The following is a 24513-nucleotide window of genomic DNA, read 5'->3' as shown; positions in this document are numbered from 1 at the left end:
AATATATAAAAAAGCTATGCCAAAGTGATATACTGTAGGGGCGGTTCGCGAACCGCCCAATAATGAGGAACAGTTTCCTGTGTATTGGGCGGTTCACGAACCGCCCCTACGGTAAATCATTTGGGTATAGACTGAAAACATTTGGATAACATGAAACTATACACTTTAATCATCGCCCTTGTGGCAGCCATAACCTGCCAGGCACAACAAACATCGTATTCATTCGACTTCTCTAAGGATAAAACACCCCCCGAGAGAATCAGCGTTGATGTTCCTGATGGGAATTATAAAGTAACCATCCAAATCGGTTCTAAGAAGAAAGCTGGTTCCACTACCGTGCGGGGTGAATCCCGCCGCCTGTTCATTGAAAACCTGCCAACCAAGAAAGGACAGATTATTGAACGAACCTTTGTAATCAACAAAAGGAATACACTAATCGCCGATGGAGAGTATGTAAAAATCAAACCACGCGAAAAGAGTAAACTCAACTGGAATGATAAACTGGACCTGGAGTTCAGCGGCGACGCACCACAAATAACCTCGCTTACCATTGATAAAGTAGACAACGTTACCACCATTTTCCTCTGCGGGAACTCTACCGTTGTAGACCAGGACAATGAACCTTGGGCAAGCTGGGGACAAATGATTCCCCGCTTCTTCGACGATCAGGTGGCTTTTGCCAATTACGCCGAGTCGGGAGAATCGGCCAATACCTTCATCGGTGCCGGACGCCTGAAGAAACTGCTCACCCAAATGAAAGAAGGCGATTATATCTTTATCGAGTTCGGCCACAACGACCAGAAGCAAAAAGGTCCGGGCAAAGGGGCATACTATTCCTATATGACCAGCCTGAAAACATTCATCGACGAAGCCCGGCTGAAAGGTGCAAATCCGGTATTGGTTACTCCGACGCAACGCCGCAGCTTCAAAGATGGTAAGATTGTCGATACACACGAAGACTACCCCGAAGCCATGAAATGGTTGGCACAAAAAGAGAATATCCCTTTGATAGATCTGCATGCCATGACCCGTACCCTATACGAAGCCATGGGAGTAGAAGAATCTAAACAGGCCTTTGTGCACTATCCGGCCAACACATACCCCAACCAGTCTAAAGCATTGGAAGATAACACACACTTCAATCCTTATGGTGCATACCAGATTGCCAAATGCGTGGTAGAAGGGATTAAATCACTCAACTTGCCCCTGGCAAAGCATATCAGCACCGATTATCAAACCTATAGCCCGGCTAAACCGGATGCCATAGAGACTTTCCACTGGGTGCCGAGCAAGTTCGCCGAAGTAGAAAAGCCTGACGGAAACTAAAATATTAAAAGAATAAACAATATGAACTTATCATTAAGACACCTCAACATCTGTGTAGTCGCATTGGCTGTATTGACCGGATGTAATACGCCCAAGCAAAGCCCGGGAGATATACCCTCGTTTGATTGGATCGCGTCCGATCAGCCAATTGATCTTTCCTGGGTACAGGAAGTAGGTGCCAAGACCTTTCCGGCCAGTAAAGCATTCAGTGCCAATGCTTTCGGGGCCGTAAACGACACTACGGTATTAAGCACCGATGCCATACAGGCGGCCATTGACTCTTGCCACAACACCGGAGGAGGGATAGTCACACTCCAACCGGGATACTATACCACAGGGGCTTTGTTCATCAAAAAAGGGGTAAATCTTGAAATCGGGAAAGGTGTTACCTTGTACGCCAGCACCGACATCAACCACTATCCGGAGATTCCTACGCGCGTTGCCGGCATAGAGATGGTTTGGCCATCTGCCGTACTCAACGTTCTGGATACGGAGAACGCTGCCATATCGGGCGAAGGTACTATTGACTGCCGGGGCAAAGTTTTCTGGGATAAATACTGGGACATGCGCAAGGAGTATGTAAAGGAAGGGCTTCGCTGGATTGTAGACTATGACGCCAAACGGGTACGGGGTATTCTGGTATCCAACAGTTCGAACGTTACCCTGAAAGATTTTACACTGATGCGTACCGGTTTCTGGGGTGTGCAAGTGCTTTATTCCAACCATTGTACGGTAAACGGACTGAATATCAATAACAACATCGGAGGGCATGGTCCCAGCACAGATGGTATAGACATCGACTCTTCATCGTATATCCTTATCGAAAACTGTGACGTGGATTGCAACGATGATAACATCTGCATCAAAGCGGGCAGAGATGCCGACGGACTGCGGGTGAATCGTCCAACAGAATATGTCGTTGTACGTAACTGTATTGCCCGCAAAGGCGCCGGACTCATCACTTGCGGAAGCGAAACATCGGGTGGTATACGGAACATATTGGGTTACAACCTAAGAGCGTATGGTACATCCGCCGCACTGCGTATCAAGTCAGCATTAAACCGTGGGGGCTTTGTTGAGAATGTGTTTATGACGGATGTCGTGGCAGATAGTGTGAAATACATTCTGGCTGCCGACCTGAACTGGAATCCAAGTTATAGTTATTCTACGCTGCCGGAGCAGTTCCAGGGCAAAGAGATTCCTGAGCACTGGAAGGTTATGCTCACTCCGGTAGAGCCAAAAGAAAAAGGGTATCCGATCTTTAAGAACGTATATCTTTCTAACGTTAAGGCCACAGGAGGCGGACAGTTTATTACGGCTTCAGGATGGAATGACTCACTGCGTCTGGAGAACTTCCAGCTATATAATATAGATGCCGAGGTTCAAAAAGCAGGGCAAGTTGACCTGACGGACAGCTTTATCCTGAAAGAGATCAAACTTAAAATAGCAGATAAGAACCAGATTGATTTCAAGAATAATAATGATCTTATTGCCGAAATACAGTATGAGTAAACTCAGGCTGTTCTTTACATCGTTCGTCGTGTTGGCCGCTGTTAGCATAATGGCAGGTGAAAAGAACAGGGAGTCTTCTTTCCATTTGCCACAAATGGCGGGCAACTTCCGGCTGGGTATTGCCAACGGTGCAAACAGTCTGTGGGCCAATGACCTGAGAAAGGTTTCGGTGAAGGAGAACAAGGGCAGACTGACTTACACGCTGACTGACCCGTTGCTGGGTAAAGGAAGTGTGCGTGTACATGTGGCCCGCCTTGCCGATAGCGACGGAATTATACTGGAAGTGAAGGGTGAGAACCTTCCGGAAGGGGTACAACTGATATGGTCGTTCGGAGGATGTTGCGGCAAGATGCTCGACAATCCTATTGATAGTAAAATAGAGCCTTCTTACTGTAAATACAATGTTTTCAGTGTTGAAGGCACGGCTTTTAGTGCATATCATGGAGAGAGTATGAGGCTAAGGATTATACATGGCATCACTCCTCCCGGTTCGGACATACGTTTGGCTGATGCTCACCGACAGGAAACACCTCTTGTGCTTTTCGGGTCGGGGAAAAAGACGGATGCTCCTGTATTAGCAGCATCAATGCAGTTGAATAACAATGAAAAATTATACTTTTGCTTCTATACGCAGAACAAAAAAGCGGATTATAATTATTTTATGCTACCAACCGTAAACAAACTGTAGGGGCAGGCCTTGTGTCTGCCCTTGACGCCACCAGGTGTATCATTACAGTTTCACTATGCAGCGTCAAGGGCGGACACAAGGCCCGCCCCTACAATATACAATATTTATGAAACAATACATTTCTATATTCACATTCCTTTTATTGCTGAGTCCCATCTACGGGCAGGAAAAAGAATACAAAGTCTGGCAGTTCCCCAAAAGCTGCCTCCCTGTTATTGATGGTAATGACAACGATTGGGCAGCCATTCCCGAATCCTACGTCATCACCATCAACGATATGAAAGAAGACGAAGGTAAACACGCCAAACCAGATAAATCTACACTCGACATCCGTGTTAAAGTAGGATGGTGTACCGGGCTTAACCGTCTTTACTTCCTTTACGAGGCATACGACAACCATTGGCGTTTCAGCGAGAACACGCTATCAACAGATATATTTGAAGTGGTGGTCGATGGCGATCGCTCCGGTGGTCCTTTCATCGACCGGTTCCACCCCAGTGAGAAAGCCGATGTGTGGCAACGCTGGTTCAACTTCCACGGATGCCAGGCACAGAACTATCACATATTTACTCCTCCGCATGGAGACGATTGGTGTATGCTTTGGGGACCTCAACTCTGGCTCAAAGAGAAACCTTATGCCGATTATGCCTATCAATATACATTCAAAGAAGGAGAACCCGGCAAGCTAAAGCTGGAATTCTATATCACTCCCTTTGATCATGCCGATGCTTCTGGTCCGGAGAAATCCGTTCCAAGCATTCTGCAAGAGAACAATGACATTGGCCTGTGCTGGGCAGTAATCGACTACGATGCCAACCCGCAGAATAAAGATGGTTTCTGGAATCTATCCAGTGAACATACCATGTACGGAAATGCGTCTTATCTTCTGCCTTTCAGGTTGATGCCTCAGGAATAAACACCCCCTTACCCAATCCAATACTAAGCGAATATGAAACTATACACCCTCTCCCTTCTCTTGTTGCTCCTCTCCTGCCAGGCATTTGCCGATATTTATAATGTAAAAGATTTCGGAGCCACCGGCAACGGAAGGACAATCGACTCGCCTGCCATTAACAAAGCCATTGAGCAAGCCGCCGGCGAGGGTGGAGGAACCATATACGTTCCTGCCGGAAAATATGAGTGTTTCTCCATTCGCCTGCAAAGCCACATCACGCTCTATCTGGAATCGGGAGCAGAGATTATCGCCGCCTTCCCAACGGCTACCGAGGGGTACGATGAGGCCGAGCCTAACGAATTCAACAAGTTCCAGGACTTCGGGCATAGCCACTGGAAAAACTCTCTGATCTGGGGCATCGGACTGGAAAACATTACCATTTGCGGGCCGGGACTGATCAACGGTAAGGGGTTGACCCGCGAAGAGAGCCGCCTGCCGGGAGTGGGCAACAAAGCCATCAGCCTGAAATTATGCAAGAACATCACGCTACGAGACTTTTCCATGTTGCATTGCGGGCACTTCGCCGTACTTGCCACAGGTGTAGATAATCTGACGATACAGGGCTTGAAGGTGGATACGAACCGCGATGGCTTCGATATTGATTGCTGCAACAATGTCCGCATCACAGATTGTAGCGTAAACTCCCCTTGGGACGATGCCATTGTGCTCAAAGCATCTTACGCGTTGGGGTATTTCAAGGACACCGAGAATGTAACGATTTCCAACTGCTTTGTGTCTGGTTTCGACAAAGGAACAATGTATGCCGCAACTTACGAACGTTATGAACCGCAAGCCCCTGATCAGGGTTTCGTAACGGGCCGCATCAAGCTGGGTACCGAGTCGAGTGGCGGATTTAAGAACATCGTCATTACGAACTGCATCTTTGAACGTTGCCGCGGACTTGCACTGGAAACGGTAGACGGCGGACATTTGGAAGATATCGTGGTGAGCAACATCACGATGAGGGACATCGTTAATGCGCCGCTCTTCCTCCGGTTGGGTGCGCGGATGCGTAGTCCGGAAGGCACACAGGTAGGTACGATGAAGCGCATCCTGATCAACAATGTGAATGTGTTTAATGCCGATTCACGGTATTCATGTATAGTTAGCGGCATTCCGGGAGCGAACGTAGAGGATGTAACATTCAGCAATATCCATATTTATTTTCAGGGCGGATATAGTGCCGAAGATGCTAAGCGCGTCATTCCTGAACAAGAAAAGGCTTACCCGGAACCCTGGATGTTTGGTACCATTCCCGCCTCCGGATTTTATGTAAGACATGCCCGTAATATTACATTTGATAACGTAAACTTTCATTTTATGAAACCGGACGGGCGCCCGCTGTATGTTACGGATGATGTGAAGAATGTCATATATAAGTAAAACACATCTCTTTTCCCCAGCTTTAATTATCATTACAATAATCATTATTTCGCTTCACTTAAACAATAATCAAAGCGTTTATTCAAGAGTGAATAAATAACCTATTTTCATAAATAGATTTTATCGTATTTTTGTTTTCAGGACACTATCACCATGAGGTTTACGAAAAAATGACTTGGGAAAAAGTGAAGTGAACTTACTAACTATTAAATATATATCAATATGAAAAATTTATTCAAGATCAGTTTGCTGTCGTTAATGCTACCAATGACAATATCAAATAGTTCTATATTTTAATATAGTGGCGACTCGCAATGACGAAGTGGATTTACTGACTTATGACACATCCTCTCTATGCAGCATAAACTAAAAACTTAAAAACCCACCACTTTCGTTCTTTGTAAAGAAGAAGAGTGGCGGGTTTGTTTCAGTAACTAAATAAACTTACTAATACTTCGGATTATTCTTCCCTTCCAACATGGGGTTACTTTGCATTTCACTCAATGGAATAGGCATCAATTCATGCTGTCCTTTAACAAAGTTCTTAGGTGCATGATAGTGGTTGTTCTTCACTTTTGCATTTTGAATACCGTCGCCAAATAATTTCAGTGCTTTATCCAATACTCCCCAACGTATCAGGTCGAGCTTACGTACGTTTTCATAACACATCTCAAAAGCACGTTCCCAATACAAAGCGGTACGGAATCTACCGGCATCATCGCCATCGTCAATAAACGGTAAATCATATACGGCAGGCGATTTCAACAATGTGCTATAATTAGCCGTAGTAATGGCTGTAGCCCCGGCACGTGTACGCACGCTATTCAACAACGCCCATGCTTGTGTTGTGTTACCTGTTTCATTATAAGCTTCGGCTGCCATTAATACAGCGTCAGCATATCGTATCGGGCAGAAGTTAACGCTACCGTTATTTAAATCCAAATAACCTTTAGGCATCCATTCTCTACGCCATTTACCAGGGAACCACAACAACGGTTCGGGACTTTCTTCTTGTACATGGTCATATACATTGGCCCGCCATTTGAACTGGTATGTGCAGATATTTACATCGCGACGAACATCCTTTTCTTCATAAAAGTTAAGCCACTCCGGAACTACACGGAAGAAAGCATTAGCACGCCCCATAAAGCGATCTCTTTCGGTAGGTTTAACAGAAGGTTCATCAACTAAAGGACCAAGATAAATTCCATATGAACTTGCATTATCCTTCTCTCCAGCAGGAGAAGAGAAAGCTATTTCCCAAAGGCTTTCTTTATTATTCAACACCCCTGCAGAGTAGTCCATAAATAATTTATCGAAACCTCCATCATAGAACCCATGATATCCTTTGCTTTGCAATGCAGTCCATTCTGAAATAACGGCATCGAAATACTTCTTACGTGTAGCATCATCCGGACGGGTTAACTGGCCATCCATCTTCAGACTATAACCGGCACGATAGAGATAAACACGCATAAGAAGAGCATGAGCCGCAGCCTGACATGGTATTTCCGGATTGGTGATATCGCCACCGGCACGTAGATTTTCCTTTGCAAAATCCAAGTCACTGATAATCTCTTCGTAAATAACCTCACGATCGGTACGAGGCAGGAACACCTCACCATATCCGCTGGAATAGGTTGTTTTATAAGGAACATCTCCCCAATGTTTTACCAAGTCGAACGCCAGAAAAGCACGGAGGAAATGTGCTTCCGCCACCATATACTTCAGGTTTTTATTTCCCTCATAGTCCGGCATTCCCGTAATACCAGCTATGGTAAAGTTTGCCCGGTCGATGCCTTTATACTTATACTTCCATACACCCTCTACCCAGGTATTGGTAGATTTGATCATATAATGAGCCAAGTCTCTACGAGTGTTGTCGCTACTTGTTCCTTGTATATAATACGTATCATCCGAAGCCACCATAGCCATTTCGAACTGCCCATAATGGTCCTGGGTGCCTATGCAATCGTGAATGCCATATACCGACATCTGAGCTTTTGATTCAGATTCAAAGTAAGTGTCTTTTTCGTAAAAAGAATCTGGTTTTTCGGTCAGCTCACACGAAGCAAAACTCATGGCTAACAACCCGCCAAGTGCATATATTAGTTTATTCTTTTTCATTGTACAGTGTTTTTATATTAACGATATTAGAAAGCAACATTGACTCCGAATACATAGGAACGGCTACGTGGATAGGCTCCAAAATCCACACCCGGAGTTAATCCATTACCATTGGTCGATACCTCCGGATCATAACCGGTGTATTTGGTCCAAGTAGCCAGATTATTACCTGTAGCATACAACCGTAGGTTGGACAATCCAATCTTTTGTACCATTTTCTTAGGGAAAGTATAACCCAATGTAATATTGCTCAACTTAATAAAGGAACCATCTTCTACAGCCCAAGAGTGAATGTAGGTATCTCCTTCTTCCATATCATAATAAGCAGCCAGGCTTTTGTTAGGGTTCAAAGCAGCCAATGCTGTCGGGTCTTTCGCTTCTACACCCTGTGCATCAATAGTAACCCAACGATTGGAACTATTAGCTACGTCCAGTATGTTTCTGTTTTTCTTTCCGGCTTTGGTATTCGTCAGTTTTGTAGCATTCAGCACGTCATTGCCATAGCTGAAAGTCAGGAATACACTCAGGTCGAAGTTTTTGTAACTAAACGTATTGTTCAAACCTCCGTAAAACTTAGGATTAGCTTTTCCTATAACCGTTTTATCATCTTCCGTAACCTTATAATCTCTTTCACCATTTTCATCTACGCTTCCATCCGTATCCTTAAACTTCCACATACCCGGACGAATATTCTGTTTATTGCCATGATAAGGAATCTTATCTTTCAACGTATAGGTTTGCGTAGCTGCATCATAATCAAAATCGCTTAACTGATAGATACCGTCTGTTACATAACCATAGAACTGACCTAATGTTTGATCAACAGCCACGATGTGCGTATTCTGGTTATATCCGAAACTGGCTTCCCATAACTGAACAGATTCGCCTGTGAGCGCTTTTACCGTATTCTTATTATGCGAGAATGTCAACATGGTGTTCCATTTAAAATCTCTGGTCACAATATTGGTAGAACCAATCGTGAGGTCAATACCTGTATTCTGGGTTTCACCTGCATTAATGATCATACTGGTATATCCGGAAGAATAAGGAATCTTAGCGTTCAGCAACAAGTTGTTACTGCGATTAAGATAGAACTCAGGAGAAATAGTGAGTCGTTGATTAAACAAGCCGATATCTACCCCCAGGTTGAATGTTCTATTGGACTCCCATTTAAGGTCGGGATTAGGAATCTGCTTGGAAGCATATCCGGTCTGATTATTATCGCCATGACCACTGGTCACTGATTCCAGAATTGCCAAACTATTGTAGCTTCCGATACGGTTATTACCCGCAGCACCATAACCTATACGCAATTTCAAGTCAGAAAACAGATTGAGGTTCTTAATAAACTCTTCCTCGCCTAAACGCCATGCAGCCGAAACGGATGGGAAATATCCCCACTTATTATTCTTACCGAATTTTGAAGAACCATCGGCACGGAAAGAGGCCGAGATAATATACTTATCAGCAAATATATAATTGGCACGGCCAAAGAAAGAAAGCAGGTTATCGTCGTAGTTCACCGCCGAAGAAGGTGTACCCGCTACCCCGAGAGACAGGTCGTTCAAACCGATTTCATCATTGGGGAAGTTGCTGGCAACAGCCTTAAAGTTACGCGTCCAGCGAGTTACATATTCCTGCCCTGCCATAACGGTTAAGTTATGCTTGTTTTTTGTCCAGTTATAATTCAATGTATTCGAGGTCTGGAAAGTTCCATACTCAAGATTCTCAATACTACCATTGATACTGGTACGTTTACCTGTTACAGATTGGTCGCCATAGAAGATATCATTCCGGCGGGTTTGATAGCTCATACCGGTATTATTACGGAAAGAGAATCCCTTGAATATTTTTAGAGTCATACCTGCATTCGCCTGGAATGTACGCCATTCGCGGTCTTTCAATTCTTCCGCAGCAGAAAGCAATGGGTTCTGCATAACGTTACCACTTTCGTCAGCCAAAAGAGGGTCTTCATCACCCAACAAATCACTATCATTACCATTTATACCGATAGTCGGACGATATTGCAGGATGTGTTGTAGCTTATTGAAGCGGTCGCCATCACCCGAGGTTCCCATACCCCGAACCTTCTTCTGGTCGTAGCTAACACGCGCATTGAGGTCAACATACTTACTTGAGTGGTTCAAGCTTAAAACGATATTATGCTTGCGGGTACCGCTATAAACCATTGCACCTTGTTCGTCGTAGTAGGAATATCCTAAATTATAGTTCAGGTCTTTCGCACCACCCGAAACGCCTACGCGATAATTCTGTGTAGTGGCAGAACGGCCCAACGTCTCATCTTGCCAGTCAATACCCGGACGATTACCATAATTAGCGTGAAGATCAGTGAATCGACCATATCGTTTTTCAAAACCGGTAATTGCTTCGGTCAAAGCTGTATCGGTAGTTCCGCCTATGCTACGTTCATAATCCAGATAGGCAAACTCTTCTGTTGAAAGAACATCTAGTTTATTGGCTATCTTTTTAAAACCATAATAACTATCAAAAGTTACAGTCATTTTCTTGTCAGAACTGGTACCTCCGCTTTTCGTTGTAATAACGACTACACCATTGGCACCACGTGCACCATAGATAGCGGTAGACGAGGCATCTTTCAAGATGTCGATTGTTTCAATTTCTGCCGGATCAAGATTCGACATACCATCTTCGGTTGGGAAACCATCAATAATATAAAGAGGTTCATTACTTTGGGTAATAGAAATACCTCCGCGTACACGAACAGAAATAGAAGCACCTGGTGCACCCTCATTCTGAATAATTTGTACCCCGGCTATACGTCCGGCCAAAGCCTGAGTGATATCCGATGTGGGTATTTTAATAAGTTCATCACTCTTTACGGAACCAACCGATCCGGTCAGGTCTTTACGCCGGGTGGTACCGTAACCCACTGCCACTACTTCGTCAAGCATAATGCCATTAGACTTCAGTGTAACATCAATCTTACTTCTGCCATTCACCGGGACTTCCTGCGTATCCATACCTATATAAGTAAATACTAATATAGCTTTGGAAGCATCGGCAACCTGCAATCTGTAATTACCGTCTATGTCTGTTATTGTACCCACACCTTGGGAACCTTTAACTACGACATTTGCGCCAATTACTTCATATCCATCACTGTCTACTACTTTGCCTGTTACTGTTACACTCTGTGCGTAAGCACCCAGGCTGGTAAGTAGGAATAAAACCAAAAGGATAATTTTCGAATTCTTTTTCATGAATAAAAAATTAAGGTAACATTCTTAAATCGACTGCAAGTTAGGCCATTCGTGTGTTTTTCTTAAATCTTATTGTTTTTGGTTTATTTAAAAACCTACATCTTTCTATCACAATTGTCTATCAGGCTGTCACTTTCGTCTAAACATCCGTTTTTAAGACCTATATAACGCTATTTTAGACCAAAAAAGGGTCAAAAAGAGGAAGGAATTAAAGTATAATCCAAGGCCGCGTTTTCATAGTTTAGTTTAAAATCGAATAGGATTCGGAAGCCAAAAATACAAAAGAGGTAGCGTTTTACCATACAAGAAGGTGGTATTAACAATCGTAAATATTGCCGTTAACCATATATGTGAGATTTGAGTGTTTCCAATAAAGAACTATAACAATTAATAATTCAACCAACTTTTACGATTGATCCATATATTCCTAGACACTCTATAGCAGGACCAAATACAAGCTACATCTACCCTGTATATACTTACCCCTTAGCTTAGCAGCACAGTAAGGCTAGCAAGTTTTTACTAAACCTATATAAAAGATGAAGAATAGCGCTGTTTTTCCGGAAGAATAGCGCTGTTCTTTGCGAAAAACAGCGCTATTCTTCACCCTTTATAACGCTTGCGTGCCGACGGTTTATTCATTGCGTACAAACTCTTTATTCGTAGAGTGCAGATAGTTATCAACATAGCATCATACTTAAGATGCTTAAGCATCCGTTTTACTCCTTGTTATTTCCGTTTTACTCACTTTTATTCAGAATTATACATATCTGATATTTCCTGCAACAATACAGCATGCAATTATCAACCGCCTCATGTATATTTGTTATAGTTAATCCTATACATTTATGAAAACAACTTTTTATGCATTTTCTGCTGCTATTCTATGCAGCAGTGCACATATGAAAGCTGCTGAAGAACAAAAAGAAAGGCCCAACATTCTGTGGCTCACTTTTGAAGACACCAGCGCTTACGAATTTGGTTGCTATGGCAACACACAAGTCAAAACCCCGAATATCGACGGACTTGCTTCGAAAGGAGTACAGTTTATGAACGCCTGGTCGGTAGGTCCGCAAAGCTCACCTGCGCGTTCCTCTTTAATTACCGGATGTTACGCCACAACCTACGGCATGGACATTCACCCCGTGCAGTATGATACTCCCCCAAACATCTTCTTTCCACAGTGGTTGCGCGATGCGGGATACTACTGCACAAACAACAGCAAGACACACTATAATACAACAACCGATAACAAAAGCTGCTGGGACGAATGCACCCCTGCGGCTTCATACAATAGCCCGGAGCGTAACGGACAGCCGTTCTTTGCCGTATTCAACACCGTTACCTCGCACATGGGCCGCATACGCACATTCCATACCGATGGCCGGCGCGATTATACCCGGGAAGGCATTTATCCCGACCAACTGATCCTTCCCCCACACGTGCCCGATCTGCCCGAAGTCCGCTCCGATTATGCCGGACACCTGGAGGCAGCGCAAGATGTGGATACATGGGTGGGATTCTTCCTGAAAGACCTGAAAGAGAAAGGACTGGACGACAATACGATTGTGTTTGTATTCAGCGATCATGGCGGATGTCTCCCCCGGGGCAAAGGTTACCTTTACGAAACAGGACTCCGGGTACCTCTGGTGGTTTACTTCCCCGAAAAGTGGAGGCATCTGGCGCCGCAAGCCAACGGAAAAGATTATTCGCTGGTGAGCTTTGTCGATTTAGGCCCGACTGTACTTAGCCTGGCGGGTGTAAAATCGCCCAAACACATGCAAGGGAAGGCGGTGATGGGCGCATATGCTTCCGATCAGGAAACAACCATGCAATTCGCCCTGGGTGGCAACCAGTTGCACCATTACATGCCGGTACGGGCAGCGAGAGATAAGCGCTACAAATACATACGCAGTTATATTCCTTACCGCCAGTTTGCCCTGCGCAATTATTACCAATGGGGAATGCCGTCGAACAAGGCGTGGGACAACTGGGTGCTTAGCAATCATAATACCAACCCCGCCTGGGCGCAACCCTTTGAACACCATCCGGCAGAAATGTTGTTCGACCTGGAGAACGACCCTTTCGAGTTGAACGACCTGTCGCAATCGCCGGAACATGCCACTATCTTAAACGGATTCAGGAAAGGAATGTCAACGCATCTCCGCGAGTCAAAAGACCTTGGTTTCTTCCTACCGAAATCGCGCGAGAATGCGATACTATATAATAAGGTGCGGAAAGAGAAATACCCATTGGAAGAGTTGTATACTTTAGTAGAGCTTGCCGGAACGGCTACCACTGCCGATGTCCCTGCATTGGAAAAGGCATTGTCCAGCCCTTATAAAGAAATGCGGTATTGGGCGGCCGTTGGTTTCGCCCAACTGGGAGCGACGAAACAATACGCCATCTGCCCGCCTGCCCTACTCGATCTATTAACCGATGAAGATGCACATGTGGCTTGTGAGGCTGCTTATGCTGTGGCCAATCTGGGAGAAAAGGATAAGGGTATCAAACGGTTGGCTTATCCCGCCAGGGAAGAAGATCGTAAAGTTGGCTATTCTCTGTTGGAATGTCTATCGCTGGACCCGAATATGCGACCCGCCATAAGTGTATATCTTGCAGACCTGAAGAAAGCCGCAGAAGAACTGCCGCGTAAAGAGAATGAAGATGCAGGATTAATGGCGCGCGGTATTCTCGTTAATCTGGGCGAGATGAATATAAAAGACTTGCATGGGCCTGAAGCGTACAAGCAAGGATTGAAGTTCAATCACGGACGCCGTCCTATGGTGCCGCTGCCCAATTAGAAGGGGTTATCTTGTATTGGGCGGTTCGCGAACCGCCCAAACAAGGTCAACCTCAACTATCTTGAAAGCTCGTAGTATCCCCCCTGTCCCTCGAAACAAGCAATACCATCATCAGAGCGAACTTCAAGAGCCGGAATAAAGAGTTTACCGTCTTTCTTTATCTGCCATGTTCCGGGAGCCAGATCAGTAATGACAAACTTCATCGGGCTGTTACCAGATACTTGCATGGTTAACTTGCCAGACAGCGTTTGGCTGTTCTTGCTAAACGTTACAACATGATCTGCCAACTGCACGCCTACTATCCGGTCTGCATCAATCCGTTTGGCTTCATGTAGCTGGTTGCAGGTATTGTCGGCCACTTGCATCACGTTGAGGAAGTAGTTCTCCGCAGCAGGAGATGCAGGTGATACTTCTACACGCCATTCGCCTCTTTCATTCGCAGGATCGGGACGGTTAGGCAGTGCAGCGTTAGGATAATTGGTGCCGAACACCCAGAACTCTTTGCCTGGTCCGCCAACCTTTTCCACCGAAACTTCATCCGGTTTCGGGAGTAACACCTGGTTGTACAGCATTCCGCTATCCCCGTTTTTGGTTCGCTTTACGGTGAAAGCATTGTTCTTTATATCCGGTTCTTCAATGCTATGCAGCAACCAGTATTTCTTGAAATCGGGGTTGGAAGACACAACCTTATCGAATACAATCAAGGCAGCGGGAACTTCCGGAGATTGCAGATTCAGGAAAACGAACGAGCGCTTCATCTCTTTCACCTTATCCGTATAGGCAGATGTGATGTCACCTTTCAGGTAAGAATAGGTAGGGGTATGCCTATCGGGTCCGAAGCCGTGGGCCAAGGCTTTACCTACCGTGTAGCTTTCGCTGAGCAGATCACGGAATGACCGGCAAGTCTCCCAACGGTCGCCCGGCATGCGCTGTCCACCATCGTTGCCGGCAAATTCGGTCTTGTCGGCGCCACCATAGTTCCAGCAGGCAAACTTCTCGTCGGGATTGTAGACCAACAAAGAGTTGTGCGCAATGGTGCGCTTGAAGAAGTTCTTGTTGTGTGGACTGTTGTATCCACCCGAGGTACCGTTATAGGCTCCTGCATCAATGGCCAGAGGACCTTTGTAATAGAGCTGGAAGGAGCCTCCATCCAGGTGCTGATGGTTGCCATAGAATTGCTCGTTGATCTTCATCTCTGCAATTACACTGTTTTCTCCCCAGCCGGTACGTGCCGTCATCCAGCCAAAGGGCGAACCGGAGTATCGCGTCAGTGGCAGGTCATCGGGGGCTTTGGGTTGTATACTGAGATCCTTCCAGAGTACCTCAAATATCAGGCAGTGGTTTTCGACGGAGGGTTTACGCTGATATTCATAGGCCAGGTATGGGTCTTTATAATAGCTATAGGCCAGCAGAGCCGGAAGCGAGTAAGATACCAGGTTTTTCCGGTTAGGGTTGACATCGCCTGCGGGCATGACTTGCCCATCGGGGCGGCGACGATACAGAACGTCATACAAAACAAACTGTTGCGAAGGACTATAAATGGGGCCGGCTCCCATGCGATCCAGTATCCATTGGGAGAAGAGGTCGTTGCAGAGGCGCACATTCAGATAGCCTGTGCCCTGGTGATAGTTGTGCCCGGCATAGGTGTAGTCTCTTACGGGTATGTAGTCCTTAAATATGAGTTTGATGACATGATTGTACATGTCGGGGTGCTCGTCATAGATGGCAATACCGGTAGACAGCAGGTCGCGCAACACCATCCACTCGGACGAGTGGCCGGCAATGGGTTCGCGGTTATGCGGTGGGTATCCACATTCCAGGGTTTTGGCTATGCGGATGAACTCTTCTATGTATTGTTTCTTCTCGCCGGGCTTCATCTGGTCGTAACACCAGTCGTAGACCATAGCGCCACACATGAGCATAGCGCCGCTTGCCCGCGAAAGGTCGCCTTTTATGCCGTAATTGGTACGCTGAAGGGTGTCGAGCATGGCAGTTATGGCCGAACGGGCTTGCTTCTTGTTGCCGTGTACGAGGTAGTCGAGCGCTTGCAGTTGCACGCGGCTGGTCACACCGCGCATCGCGTGGTAGTAGCGGAAGCCATGGTCTGTAACTTTGTTTTCTTCTTCGGGTGTCCGGTCCTGGCCCAGTTTGCGTAGTGTAGAAAGTACTTCCTTTATGCGTGGATCGTTCATGCGGACCTTCAAGTCGGGCAGGTCGGAAGAACGTACATATAGCCTTGGGTGTGTCTGAGGGGGAAGGGGCACGAGTACGCCTTCCATTTCCTGCCACTGCACATCACTTTGACTCTGGGCGTTGGCCAGGCTCACAAAGATGAAGGAGGCAAGTGTTAATAAAAGAATGAGTTTACGGTTCATTTTTAGATGTTTTTTAGATGGTAATTTTGATTCGTTTAAAATAGAGCGCAGAAAGGTTATCTATGCTGCATCGGTTTCCATGCGCTACCGCTACCTCTATGGTTAGGATAACCCGGCGCATGTTCGCGCCAGCATTTATCGGCATCCACTTCCAGACTGCGGTAATCATCGTTTGTTCGCCAGATGTAATCGTCCAGCATCTGGCGATGTTCTTCTAACACCTTGGCATAGGATGGGTTATGCGCCAGGTTTGTTCTTTCGCCGGGGTCCTTTTTCAGGTCATACAATTCTTCACCATCGCCTTCAAGGTAATGAGTATATTTGTAGCGTGGCCCTCTGATCATCCGCCCGGGAGTAATTATTTCTTCATACTCCGTGTGCCACTCCGAGGCAACGTAAGGGTGTGTCGTTTTCTGCTTCCGTCCTTTCAGGAAAGGGGCGATGCTGATGCCCGGTTTATCGTTGGGGACGTCAATCTCTGCCAGTTCGCAAAGCGTGGGCAACAGGTCTAGCGTGGGGTGGGTCAGGAACTGATCGACCGGACGCTTGACATTCCGTATCCCCGGGCCGGCAAAAATAAAGGGCACATTGGTTACTTCTTCATAGAAACTGACTTGCTTGGTGACCATGCGGTGCGATCCCATGCCGTCGCCATGATCGGCCATGATAACAACAATGGTGTTCTGTCCGGCGGGGGTGGAATAAAGCGCATCAAGCACCTGGGCTATTTGCTTATCGACCATCCGGGTGTAGTGCTGGAAGGCAGCGATGTAGTGCCGGTAATTCTCCTCGCTCCACTCAGAGGCTTGCGCCATGCGGCGGTGGTTACAGCAGATGTACTGCACGGGGATGGGAATTTCATTCCAGTCGGCCACCTCAAAGTTTGCGGGCAACTGCGGCAATTGTCCACTGATGGGTTTATCGGTATGTGGTCCGACATTGGCTCCGATATAACCACAGATGTTGTGAGGGTTCTGGAAATCGGCAATGCAAATGAAAGGTGCCTCGGGCGGGTTATTGAGGTATCCGACCACATCCTGGCAGGTGCCTACATCGAGAAAGCTATCATTGTTGACCGGGAACTCCGGATCTTCAAACGGCTGGGGAACGGGTTCTTTATGCTTGAATCCGCGCAGAGCACCCATATCGTGTGTTTTGCCGAAGTGAACGGCATCGTATCCGGCAGCCGCGAACAGGCTACCGAGGGTAGGGACGCTTTCGGGGATGGGTTTATTTACTTCCTTGCCGGTATTCGAGCGGACATTGGTTTGATGCGGCATTAAGCCTGTCCACAAGGCGGCGCGCGAGGGTTGGCTCAACGGGCAACCGACGTAGGCGTTGGCAAAAACGACCCCCTGTGAGGCCACCCGGTCGATGGTTGGGGTGACGTCTTTGGTTTCGCCATAGGCGCCTACCACGCGCTGGGTAAGGTGGTCGCACTGGATAATCAGGAAGTTTGGCTGTTGCTGTTGCGCAAATGCGCTCAATGAACACAATGCCAGGCCGGTGATAGGGATAATTGGTTTCATATTAAATCTTCTGAATTCGGTTAGTTGCTTAATCAAAGACCAGCGATACGGCTCCCAAACAGCCAGCGTTGTTTCCTAGTTGGGCTGCTATGATTTCGGTATTGACTGCCGTATCGGCCATCGCATGCTTCAGTGCCTCGCGGCGAACTTTCTCGATGTAAAATTCGCCTGCTTCGGACAATCCGCCGCCGATGACTATTTTCTGCGGACTAAAGATATTGATAAATCCGGCAATCCCACGTCCCAGATAGAAGCAATGTTCGTCCAGGCAGGAAATGGCGAGTTCATCGCCTGCATGATATAGTTCTACGATAAGTTCGCCGTTTATTTCCTTATCATACGTGCGACCCGCTTCTGCGCTTAGCCGTGCAAACTTCCTCACCAAAGCAGCCGTCGATGCATAGGTTTCAAGACAGCCCACAGAGCCACAGGCACAGGGCTCGCCGTTGGCAATGAGGGGTACGTGCCCCAGCTCGGTGCCGCGGTTGGCGAAACCATTGAACAGTTTTCCGTCGATGATTACGGCTCCGCCGATGCCTGTGCCTACGGTCAGGAATACGACGTGGGTATGTCCGCGGGCAGCGCCGTAGCGGGCTTCTGCCAGTCCCATGACGTTGGCATCGTTGCTGAGTGTGGTGCTTAATCCGGTTTCCTTCTCGATGATAGCGGATAGGCGGAGGTTCTCCCAATTGACGATGTTCTCGGCTCCGCCGATGACTACACGGTTCGTATCATCGACAATGCCGGGGGTACCGATGCCGATGCCTTTGATGGCTAGCTCTTCTCCGGCGGCGAATGCCTTCACCTCATTGATGGCTTTCAGGAGCTGGGCAATCACGGCCTCGGCGGAAGTGTCGGCGTGGGAAGGGAGTTTGCCTTGAAAGAGGAAATCGCCCCCGCTGTTGATGAGGGCATACTTGATGGAGGTGCCCCCGAGGTCAATACCTATTGCGGTTTTGGTATTTGATGGATTCATTATGATTAGTTATGATGTAAATAGTTAACCGTAGGGGCGGGCCTTGTGTCCGCCCTTGACGCTACATAGTGAAATTAGTGATACACCTTGGGCATAAAGGCAGACACAAGGCCTGCCCCTACAACCTGCGGATTAATTCCTTATGTCTATCTCTTAACCCGAATCAGACCCTTTCCGCCCAAATCGGAGACGTCCACAACCACTGCTGATCGCGCTGGCGCACGCGGACGTAGTAGTAGTCGGTATCCAGCTCCGGCGTAGTATCTTCCATATAATGCTCGATCAGGATACAGCTTTCGGGCATGGCGCGGTTAAACTGGATGGCTTCGCTCAGCCAACCCCTCATAAAGTGCGCGCGGGTACCTTCCAGCAGTTCGGATAGTGTGTGTTCAAACTTCTTCCCGTTGAAATCGGCTATGATCTTGCCCGTTTTCGGCATCGTTACATCCAGAACAACGGCCTGCATGGCCGGGGTAACGACATTCGGGTTCTTCAGGGAGTAGAGATCGAGTTCCACTTCTGTTTCGGAAGAGGACAGAATACGATTCACCTTCGTTTCGAATTCCGTTTCACCTTCTTGCGGAGAGGTAAAGGCAGCACCACGGAAGCAAGGGGTTACGCTATGAATCTGTCCCTGATTGATGGATAGTTTGCCGTTCCAGTGCACATACTTTTCCTCGCGGTTCCAGCCGAAGTCTATTTTCACCTTGCAGCGAATGGTATCGCCCTCGGGAGCAACGGGGGTTAGCGGGCCGCTCATGCGGGCAATGGTCTGTCCGTTCTTCACCAGATCAACGTAATCGATGCTGCTTTCCGCCTCTACGTTCAGGTAGATACGGCGACTATTTCCGCGAATCACGTCGCCCATCAGAGCATCGTTGATACGGAAATCGACTTTTATCTTAGCGCCTGTGGCACAGCACACGTGGCGGTTTTTCAAAGCATCCCACACGGCGTCGCGGGTGAGCGAAGGTGCCAGCAGTCCGACGCGCCCGTCGCCCCAACTGCCGGGGTAGCCGGCGTGCTGGTCGGTGGAACCCATGATGCCGAACTTATGTCCCTGGTCGAGTCCGTACTGTACCGTACCTTCCCACTGGCGGGGACCCATATCGTGCAGGTAGTTGTAATCGCCCTGATCGCTCTCGGCCAAACCGTGCCGGGAGTACATTTCGACAAAAGGTGTCTGCTCGCCCTCTGTAAAGCATTTCCAGTTATACCCGCGATAGCCTTCTTGATAGCCCATGTGGTGGGGGGTGATGAAGACCTTATGCCCGCGGGCTTTTTGTTTCCAGTCTTCGATAGAGGTACACTCCACCAGCGGAGCATCGAGATCGTAGTTGAGTGCTACGTGGTCGCCGTGTTCCATGCTGTGGCATTCGTAGCCGATGAAGGCCAGGAATTTTCCTTCTTTGTTGTACTCGTTGGTCATGGCTACGTACTTCTGGTAGCCGCCCTCGCGCAAGCGCTTGAAGGCACCGGTATGATAATCAATAACCCATTTCAGACGAGGGTCGTTGGCACCAGGAATGTCGGGCCACATGGCATGGGGGGTGACGGAGACGAAATCAAGTTGTGTTGTCGCTGCCTCGAATGCACTACGCATGTCGCCGTGACCGTAGGTCAGGTTGCAGTGATTATGCAAGTCTCCCCAATACATCTTTAGGTTGTGTGGGGAGGGAACGATCTTCTTTGCTTCTTTGCTTCCGGAGACGCATGCGCCCAGAAGGCTCCCCGATGCAGCCAGGCCCAGGAAAGACCAGCCTGTGTTTCTTAAGAATTTTCTTCTATTCATATGTATATATATTAAGATTACTAATTGTGGGGACGGGACTCGTGTCCGACCACCCGGCGACCCTCAGCCGGAAAAAATGGGGCCTTCGGTATGTGGGGCGGTTAACAAACCGCCCCTACTTATACCTCCTGTCACCCTGAAACAACTCTTTCTCCTTTTCCTGCGGATCGAAATCCTGATACCTATCTTGTGTTTCTTTCAGAAGAGCCAGTAGTTCCTGTTGCCTTGCAGCATATTCCGGCCTGCCATATACGTTATTCATTTCGCGCGGATCGGCCTTCATGTCATACATTTCCCATTCGTCAATATCATTATAGAAATGCATCAACTTATAATCCTGTGTCCGGATGCCATAATGACGCTTCACCGAATGCTCGGCGGGATATTCATAATAGTGGTAATATACCGCCTTTCGCCAATCTGCCGGAGCCTTCCCGGCGTTCTCAAGAACAGGCATCAGCGAAGCACCCTGTATATCGGCGGGTATGTCAACGCCGGCAAGCTCGAGGAAGGTCGAAGCAAAGTCAACATTCATGCAAAGCGCATTGGAGATGCTTCCCGCTTTGATTGCCTTCGGATAACGCATGACCAGCGGCATACGCTGGCACTCTTCGTACATGAACCGCTTGTCGAACCAGCCATGCTCGCCCAGGAAGAAGCCCTGGTCGGAGGTGTAAACGATAAGCGTATTGTCCAACTCGCCAATCTCTTCAAGATAATTCAACAACCGGCCGATATTCTCGTCGACGGCCAGCACCGTGGCCAGATAATCGCGCATATACTGCTGGTATTTCCAGCTAATCAGTGCCTTTCCGCTCAGGTTGTTTTTGCGATATTCCTCAATGCGGCGGGCATACACCGCATCCCATTTGTCCTGAACCTCGGGCGGCATACGTTTATACACGCTGTACAGGCGGTTCGTCGTATCCTTTAGCATTTCCTTCCGGGTAAGCAGCTTCAGGTCCCAGTCATCTCTCAGTGTGTGCGCAATAGACATGTCCTGCTCCTTAGCTGCCCGCCCGCGGCCCTCGTAATCGTCAAACAGATTCGCTGGCTCCGGAAAAGTTGCGTTGTTAAAGATACCCAGGTGCCGGGGAGCCGGCATCCAGTTGCGATGCGGAGCCTTCTGATGATACATCATGCAGAACGGCTTGCTCTTATCGCGCCCTTCGATAAACCCGATCGCTTTATCGGTAATAATATCCGTGGCATACCCCTGCTCGGTGACAGGCTGGCCATTCTCCAAAAAGTCGGGCGTGTAATAATCGCCCTGCTCGTGCTGTCCGCTCAGGATACTCCAGTAATCAAAGCCCTGCGGCTCGGTGATCAAATGCCACTTCCCCACAACCGCCGTCTGATATCCTGCCTGCTGAAGCAGCTTCGGAAAAGTCTGCTGATCGCCGTTGAACGTACTGGCATTGTCCGTAAAACCATTCACGTGGCTGAACTTCCCCGTCAGAACGCAAGCACGCGAGGGGCCCGACAGGGCGTTAACCGCGTAACAGTTATCGAACCGTATGCCTTCGTTGGCAATCCTGTCCATATGCGGAGTCTGGATTAATTTTCCCCCGTAACAGGACATCGCTTGCGTAGTATGGTCATCGGTCATCATAAAGATGATGTTCGGACGCTTCACCTCTTTCTGAGGGGAACCACATCCCGCAAGCGAGAGTGTGGTTACAGAAAGCAGCACAGATGGAGTGTTAAGTTTCATGCCGGTCGACTTTTAAAAATCTATTTTCAATACACGTTTCTTACCATTCACTTTCACCTCAACATCTACAGCGGAGGCTGCAAATTGCTTGCCGTTAAACTTGGCCGACAGCGCAGGCATATCCGCACGATCTGCATAAGGATAAATGACGGTTATAAAGCGTGCCGCATGCTTCGCATCTTTAGCCGTATTGAACGACAGGGCCGTGCGTTCCACCCGTTGGCGGTATGCCGTTGAGCGCCAGCCTTCCTCTTCCTTCATCTTCAACGGTTTCTCGCCAAAGCATTGCAGTTTTACGTTGCTGTTTCCCGCGTAATCGGTCACAACGGTCATGGACTTAGGATCAAGATTTACTTTGCCCTCTGCCAACTGGTAGTGAAGGTTCACCTCTCCTGTGGCATCGCCATAAGCCTCGTCTACCAGCACAAAATACGTCTGATCTACAAAGAACACCGTGCGGCGATGAGTCAATCCGGTATATCCGGGATTCTCGGTCACCAACGCCTGGACATCGCCCGTGCCATTCCAGTATTTCGTTACAGATTCGGTTGTCTCCAGCGTTCTGTCATCCAGTGTCAGGGTGTTATGCACCATCGTCTGGCGGAACCAATTCCTGAGTTTCATCACCTCATCATCGCCGGCATAAACATAAGCGCCCGAGTCGGGGAACAGGTTCTTGCCATTGAACCAGAATTCGAACGTCCCGTTGTCCGGCTGACAGTGCCACTCGCCTTTCGGACCAGCCTTTACCACCATAACCGTGGCATCATTCTGCCAGGAATTGCGGAAAGTAAAGAAGCCCGAAGCTTTAAATGCATTCGACAGATTCTGAGGTTGCTTACCCTCCTTGCCTTCGGTTGCGAAATACCTGATTTGTTCATTCTGTGGGAATAACGTCGTCCAGTCTTTATAATTCTTCAACTCGGCAGGCTTATCGCCCAGCTTAGCATCACTAAAGCAAGGGTTGGTATAGTCCGGAAAACAAATATTGGCATAGAACAGGATCATCTTCTCTATCCTATCCAGATAAGATTGCGGGAACTCGCCCCGGAAACCATTGGCATCGGCCATATAAAGTGCCTTGCAGAAGATATTGATTGCCGCCAGGTGATAATGGGGATCAAGCTCGAACTGTCCGCCATCGTCATACACCTGTACATTGATCTGCCGGTTCAGGATGTCGATACCGCTTTTCCGCCAGGCGGTAGCTTCCTTATATTCGGGGAAGAAAGCGCCGGCGTAAATGATACGTTGCGCCTCAAACAACAAGTGATTTCCCTGAGCCGAATAATTGGCAAGGATATGCAGCGCATGCTTATGATAGTTCACCAGAAACTCCGTCAGGAACTCAGGGGTGAAGTGAGGAGAATCTACGAAATACAGGAACTGGTTGGTTTGATCCTGTAGGCGATTACTCACTTCGAGCGGACGCCAGGCAAAGCGCACATTCTCCGCATCTCCTTTTACTTCACCACTGCTAATCAATTCATACTCACTTTTATTCATCTCGGCAAGCGGGTTCTTGATAATCCAGTCCATGTACTGATGCACCCACTCTTTGGCATACTTCTCATCGCCCGACACCCGATAGGCTTTCCCCATAGGCGAGAACCATTTATGCCGGTGAAGCTGCCAACGCAACTCATTATCCTGCACCGGCCAGTATTGCCAGTTGATATCTTTTCCGTAATTGTAAGAAGGCTGGTAGCCTTTGTGTACGAAGAACGTATGTTCCAGACCATCGTCGGCCCATTGTTGGTCTTGCTTAGAAATAGTTACTTTAGAGAGGTCAACCTCCGGATGTTTCACCGCCGTTCTTCCGCGGTAATATTCCAACAGGGCGGTAGCCGCCTCGGCGTCATTGCCCGCCTGGTGGAGTGCTTTTACCTTTTCCAGTCCGGGATAATCGAGGTTAAGCATAGAGAAAACCTCCGGTCTGAGTTCTTGCGCTGTTATTCTACCTGCCAGGCAGAGTAGTACAATTGTTAAAGTTATATATTTGGAAATGTTATTCATGATATTTGGGTTTGTAGGGGCGGTTCGCGAACCGCCCGAAAATGGTTTTCTGGGTTTTGGGCGGTTCGCGAACC

14 protein-coding genes are annotated in these 24513 nt (G+C 47.7%); 6 read left to right on the top strand and 8 right to left on the bottom strand.

What is annotated here, in order from left to right:
* Positions 1 to 150: 150 nt before the first annotated feature.
* The 5 genes from D0T87_RS09040 (at position 151) to D0T87_RS09020 (ending at position 5864) form a co-directional block, all read left to right on the top strand.
* Entirely contained in the window at positions 151 to 1326 is a 1176-nt protein-coding gene (locus tag D0T87_RS09040; protein WP_163174807.1) for a rhamnogalacturonan acetylesterase, read from the top strand.
* 21 nt (positions 1327 to 1347) lie between these two features.
* Positions 1348 to 2838: a glycoside hydrolase family 28 protein gene (locus tag D0T87_RS09035; RefSeq protein WP_163174806.1), complete on the top strand. Its 1491-nt coding sequence runs from the start codon at positions 1348 to 1350 to the stop codon at positions 2836 to 2838.
* The gene (locus D0T87_RS09030) at positions 2831 to 3526 is read left to right on the top strand and encodes a DUF4450 domain-containing protein (RefSeq protein ID WP_239063575.1); all 696 of its coding nucleotides are present in this window, start codon (positions 2831 to 2833) and stop codon (positions 3524 to 3526) included. The genes D0T87_RS09035 and D0T87_RS09030 overlap by 8 nt, the downstream gene beginning before the upstream one ends.
* Positions 3527 to 3632: 106 nt before the next feature.
* Positions 3633 to 4442 carry a hypothetical protein gene (locus tag D0T87_RS09025; protein ID WP_163174805.1) on the top strand — a complete coding sequence of 270 codons (810 nt, stop codon included), beginning with the start codon at positions 3633 to 3635 and terminating at the stop codon, positions 4440 to 4442.
* A 33-nt stretch (positions 4443 to 4475) separates the two neighbouring features.
* On the top strand, positions 4476 to 5864 hold the full coding sequence (locus tag D0T87_RS09020; protein WP_163174804.1) for a glycoside hydrolase family 28 protein: 1389 nt from the start codon (positions 4476 to 4478) through the stop codon (positions 5862 to 5864).
* 447 nt (positions 5865 to 6311) lie between these two features.
* Here the strand turns inward: D0T87_RS09020 and D0T87_RS09015 are convergent, their stop codons facing one another.
* Together D0T87_RS09015 and D0T87_RS09010 are read right to left on the bottom strand one after the other, a co-directional pair.
* Positions 6312 to 7991 (bottom strand): RagB/SusD family nutrient uptake outer membrane protein, encoded by a 1680-nt coding sequence (locus D0T87_RS09015; protein ID WP_163174803.1) that lies wholly within the window; start codon positions 7989 to 7991, stop codon positions 6312 to 6314.
* 26 nt (positions 7992 to 8017) lie between these two features.
* Positions 8018 to 11233 (bottom strand): TonB-dependent receptor, encoded by a 3216-nt coding sequence (locus tag D0T87_RS09010; protein ID WP_163174802.1) that lies wholly within the window; start codon positions 11231 to 11233, stop codon positions 8018 to 8020.
* Between the two features lie 848 nt (positions 11234 to 12081).
* Between D0T87_RS09010 and D0T87_RS09005 the strand changes: the two genes are divergently transcribed.
* Positions 12082 to 14037, top strand: coding sequence for a sulfatase-like hydrolase/transferase (locus D0T87_RS09005; RefSeq protein WP_163174801.1), 1956 nt, complete (start codon positions 12082 to 12084; stop codon positions 14035 to 14037).
* 56 nt (positions 14038 to 14093) lie between these two features.
* Here the strand turns inward: D0T87_RS09005 and hepB are convergent, their stop codons facing one another.
* From hepB to hepC, 6 genes are all read right to left on the bottom strand, one after another.
* Positions 14094 to 16412 carry a heparin/heparin-sulfate lyase HepB gene (gene hepB / locus D0T87_RS09000; RefSeq protein WP_163174800.1) on the bottom strand — a complete coding sequence of 773 codons (2319 nt, stop codon included), beginning with the start codon at positions 16410 to 16412 and terminating at the stop codon, positions 14094 to 14096.
* A gap of 56 nt (positions 16413 to 16468) precedes the next feature.
* Entirely contained in the window at positions 16469 to 17941 is a 1473-nt protein-coding gene (locus D0T87_RS08995; RefSeq protein ID WP_163174799.1) for a sulfatase, read from the bottom strand.
* Positions 17942 to 17969: 28 nt separating this feature from the next.
* On the bottom strand, positions 17970 to 18917 hold the full coding sequence (locus D0T87_RS08990) for an ROK family protein (protein WP_163174798.1): 948 nt from the start codon (positions 18915 to 18917) through the stop codon (positions 17970 to 17972).
* Between the two features lie 163 nt (positions 18918 to 19080).
* Complete coding sequence (locus D0T87_RS08985) at positions 19081 to 20709, bottom strand: Tat pathway signal sequence (protein ID WP_163174797.1); 1629 nt, start codon at positions 20707 to 20709, stop codon at positions 19081 to 19083.
* A 115-nt stretch (positions 20710 to 20824) separates the two neighbouring features.
* Entirely contained in the window at positions 20825 to 22423 is a 1599-nt protein-coding gene (locus D0T87_RS08980; RefSeq protein WP_163174796.1) for a sulfatase, read from the bottom strand.
* Between the two features lie 12 nt (positions 22424 to 22435).
* Entirely contained in the window at positions 22436 to 24439 is a 2004-nt protein-coding gene (gene hepC, locus D0T87_RS08975) for a heparin-sulfate lyase HepC (protein WP_163174795.1), read from the bottom strand.
* Between the last annotated feature and the right edge of the window lie 74 nt (positions 24440 to 24513).

Origin of the sequence: Bacteroides sp. 51, from assembly GCF_010500965.1 — a bacterium.
Classification (GTDB): domain Bacteria; phylum Bacteroidota; class Bacteroidia; order Bacteroidales; family Bacteroidaceae; genus Bacteroides.
Note: the sequence above shows the minus strand (reverse complement) of the source record. Positions and strands in the feature narration are given on the sequence as shown.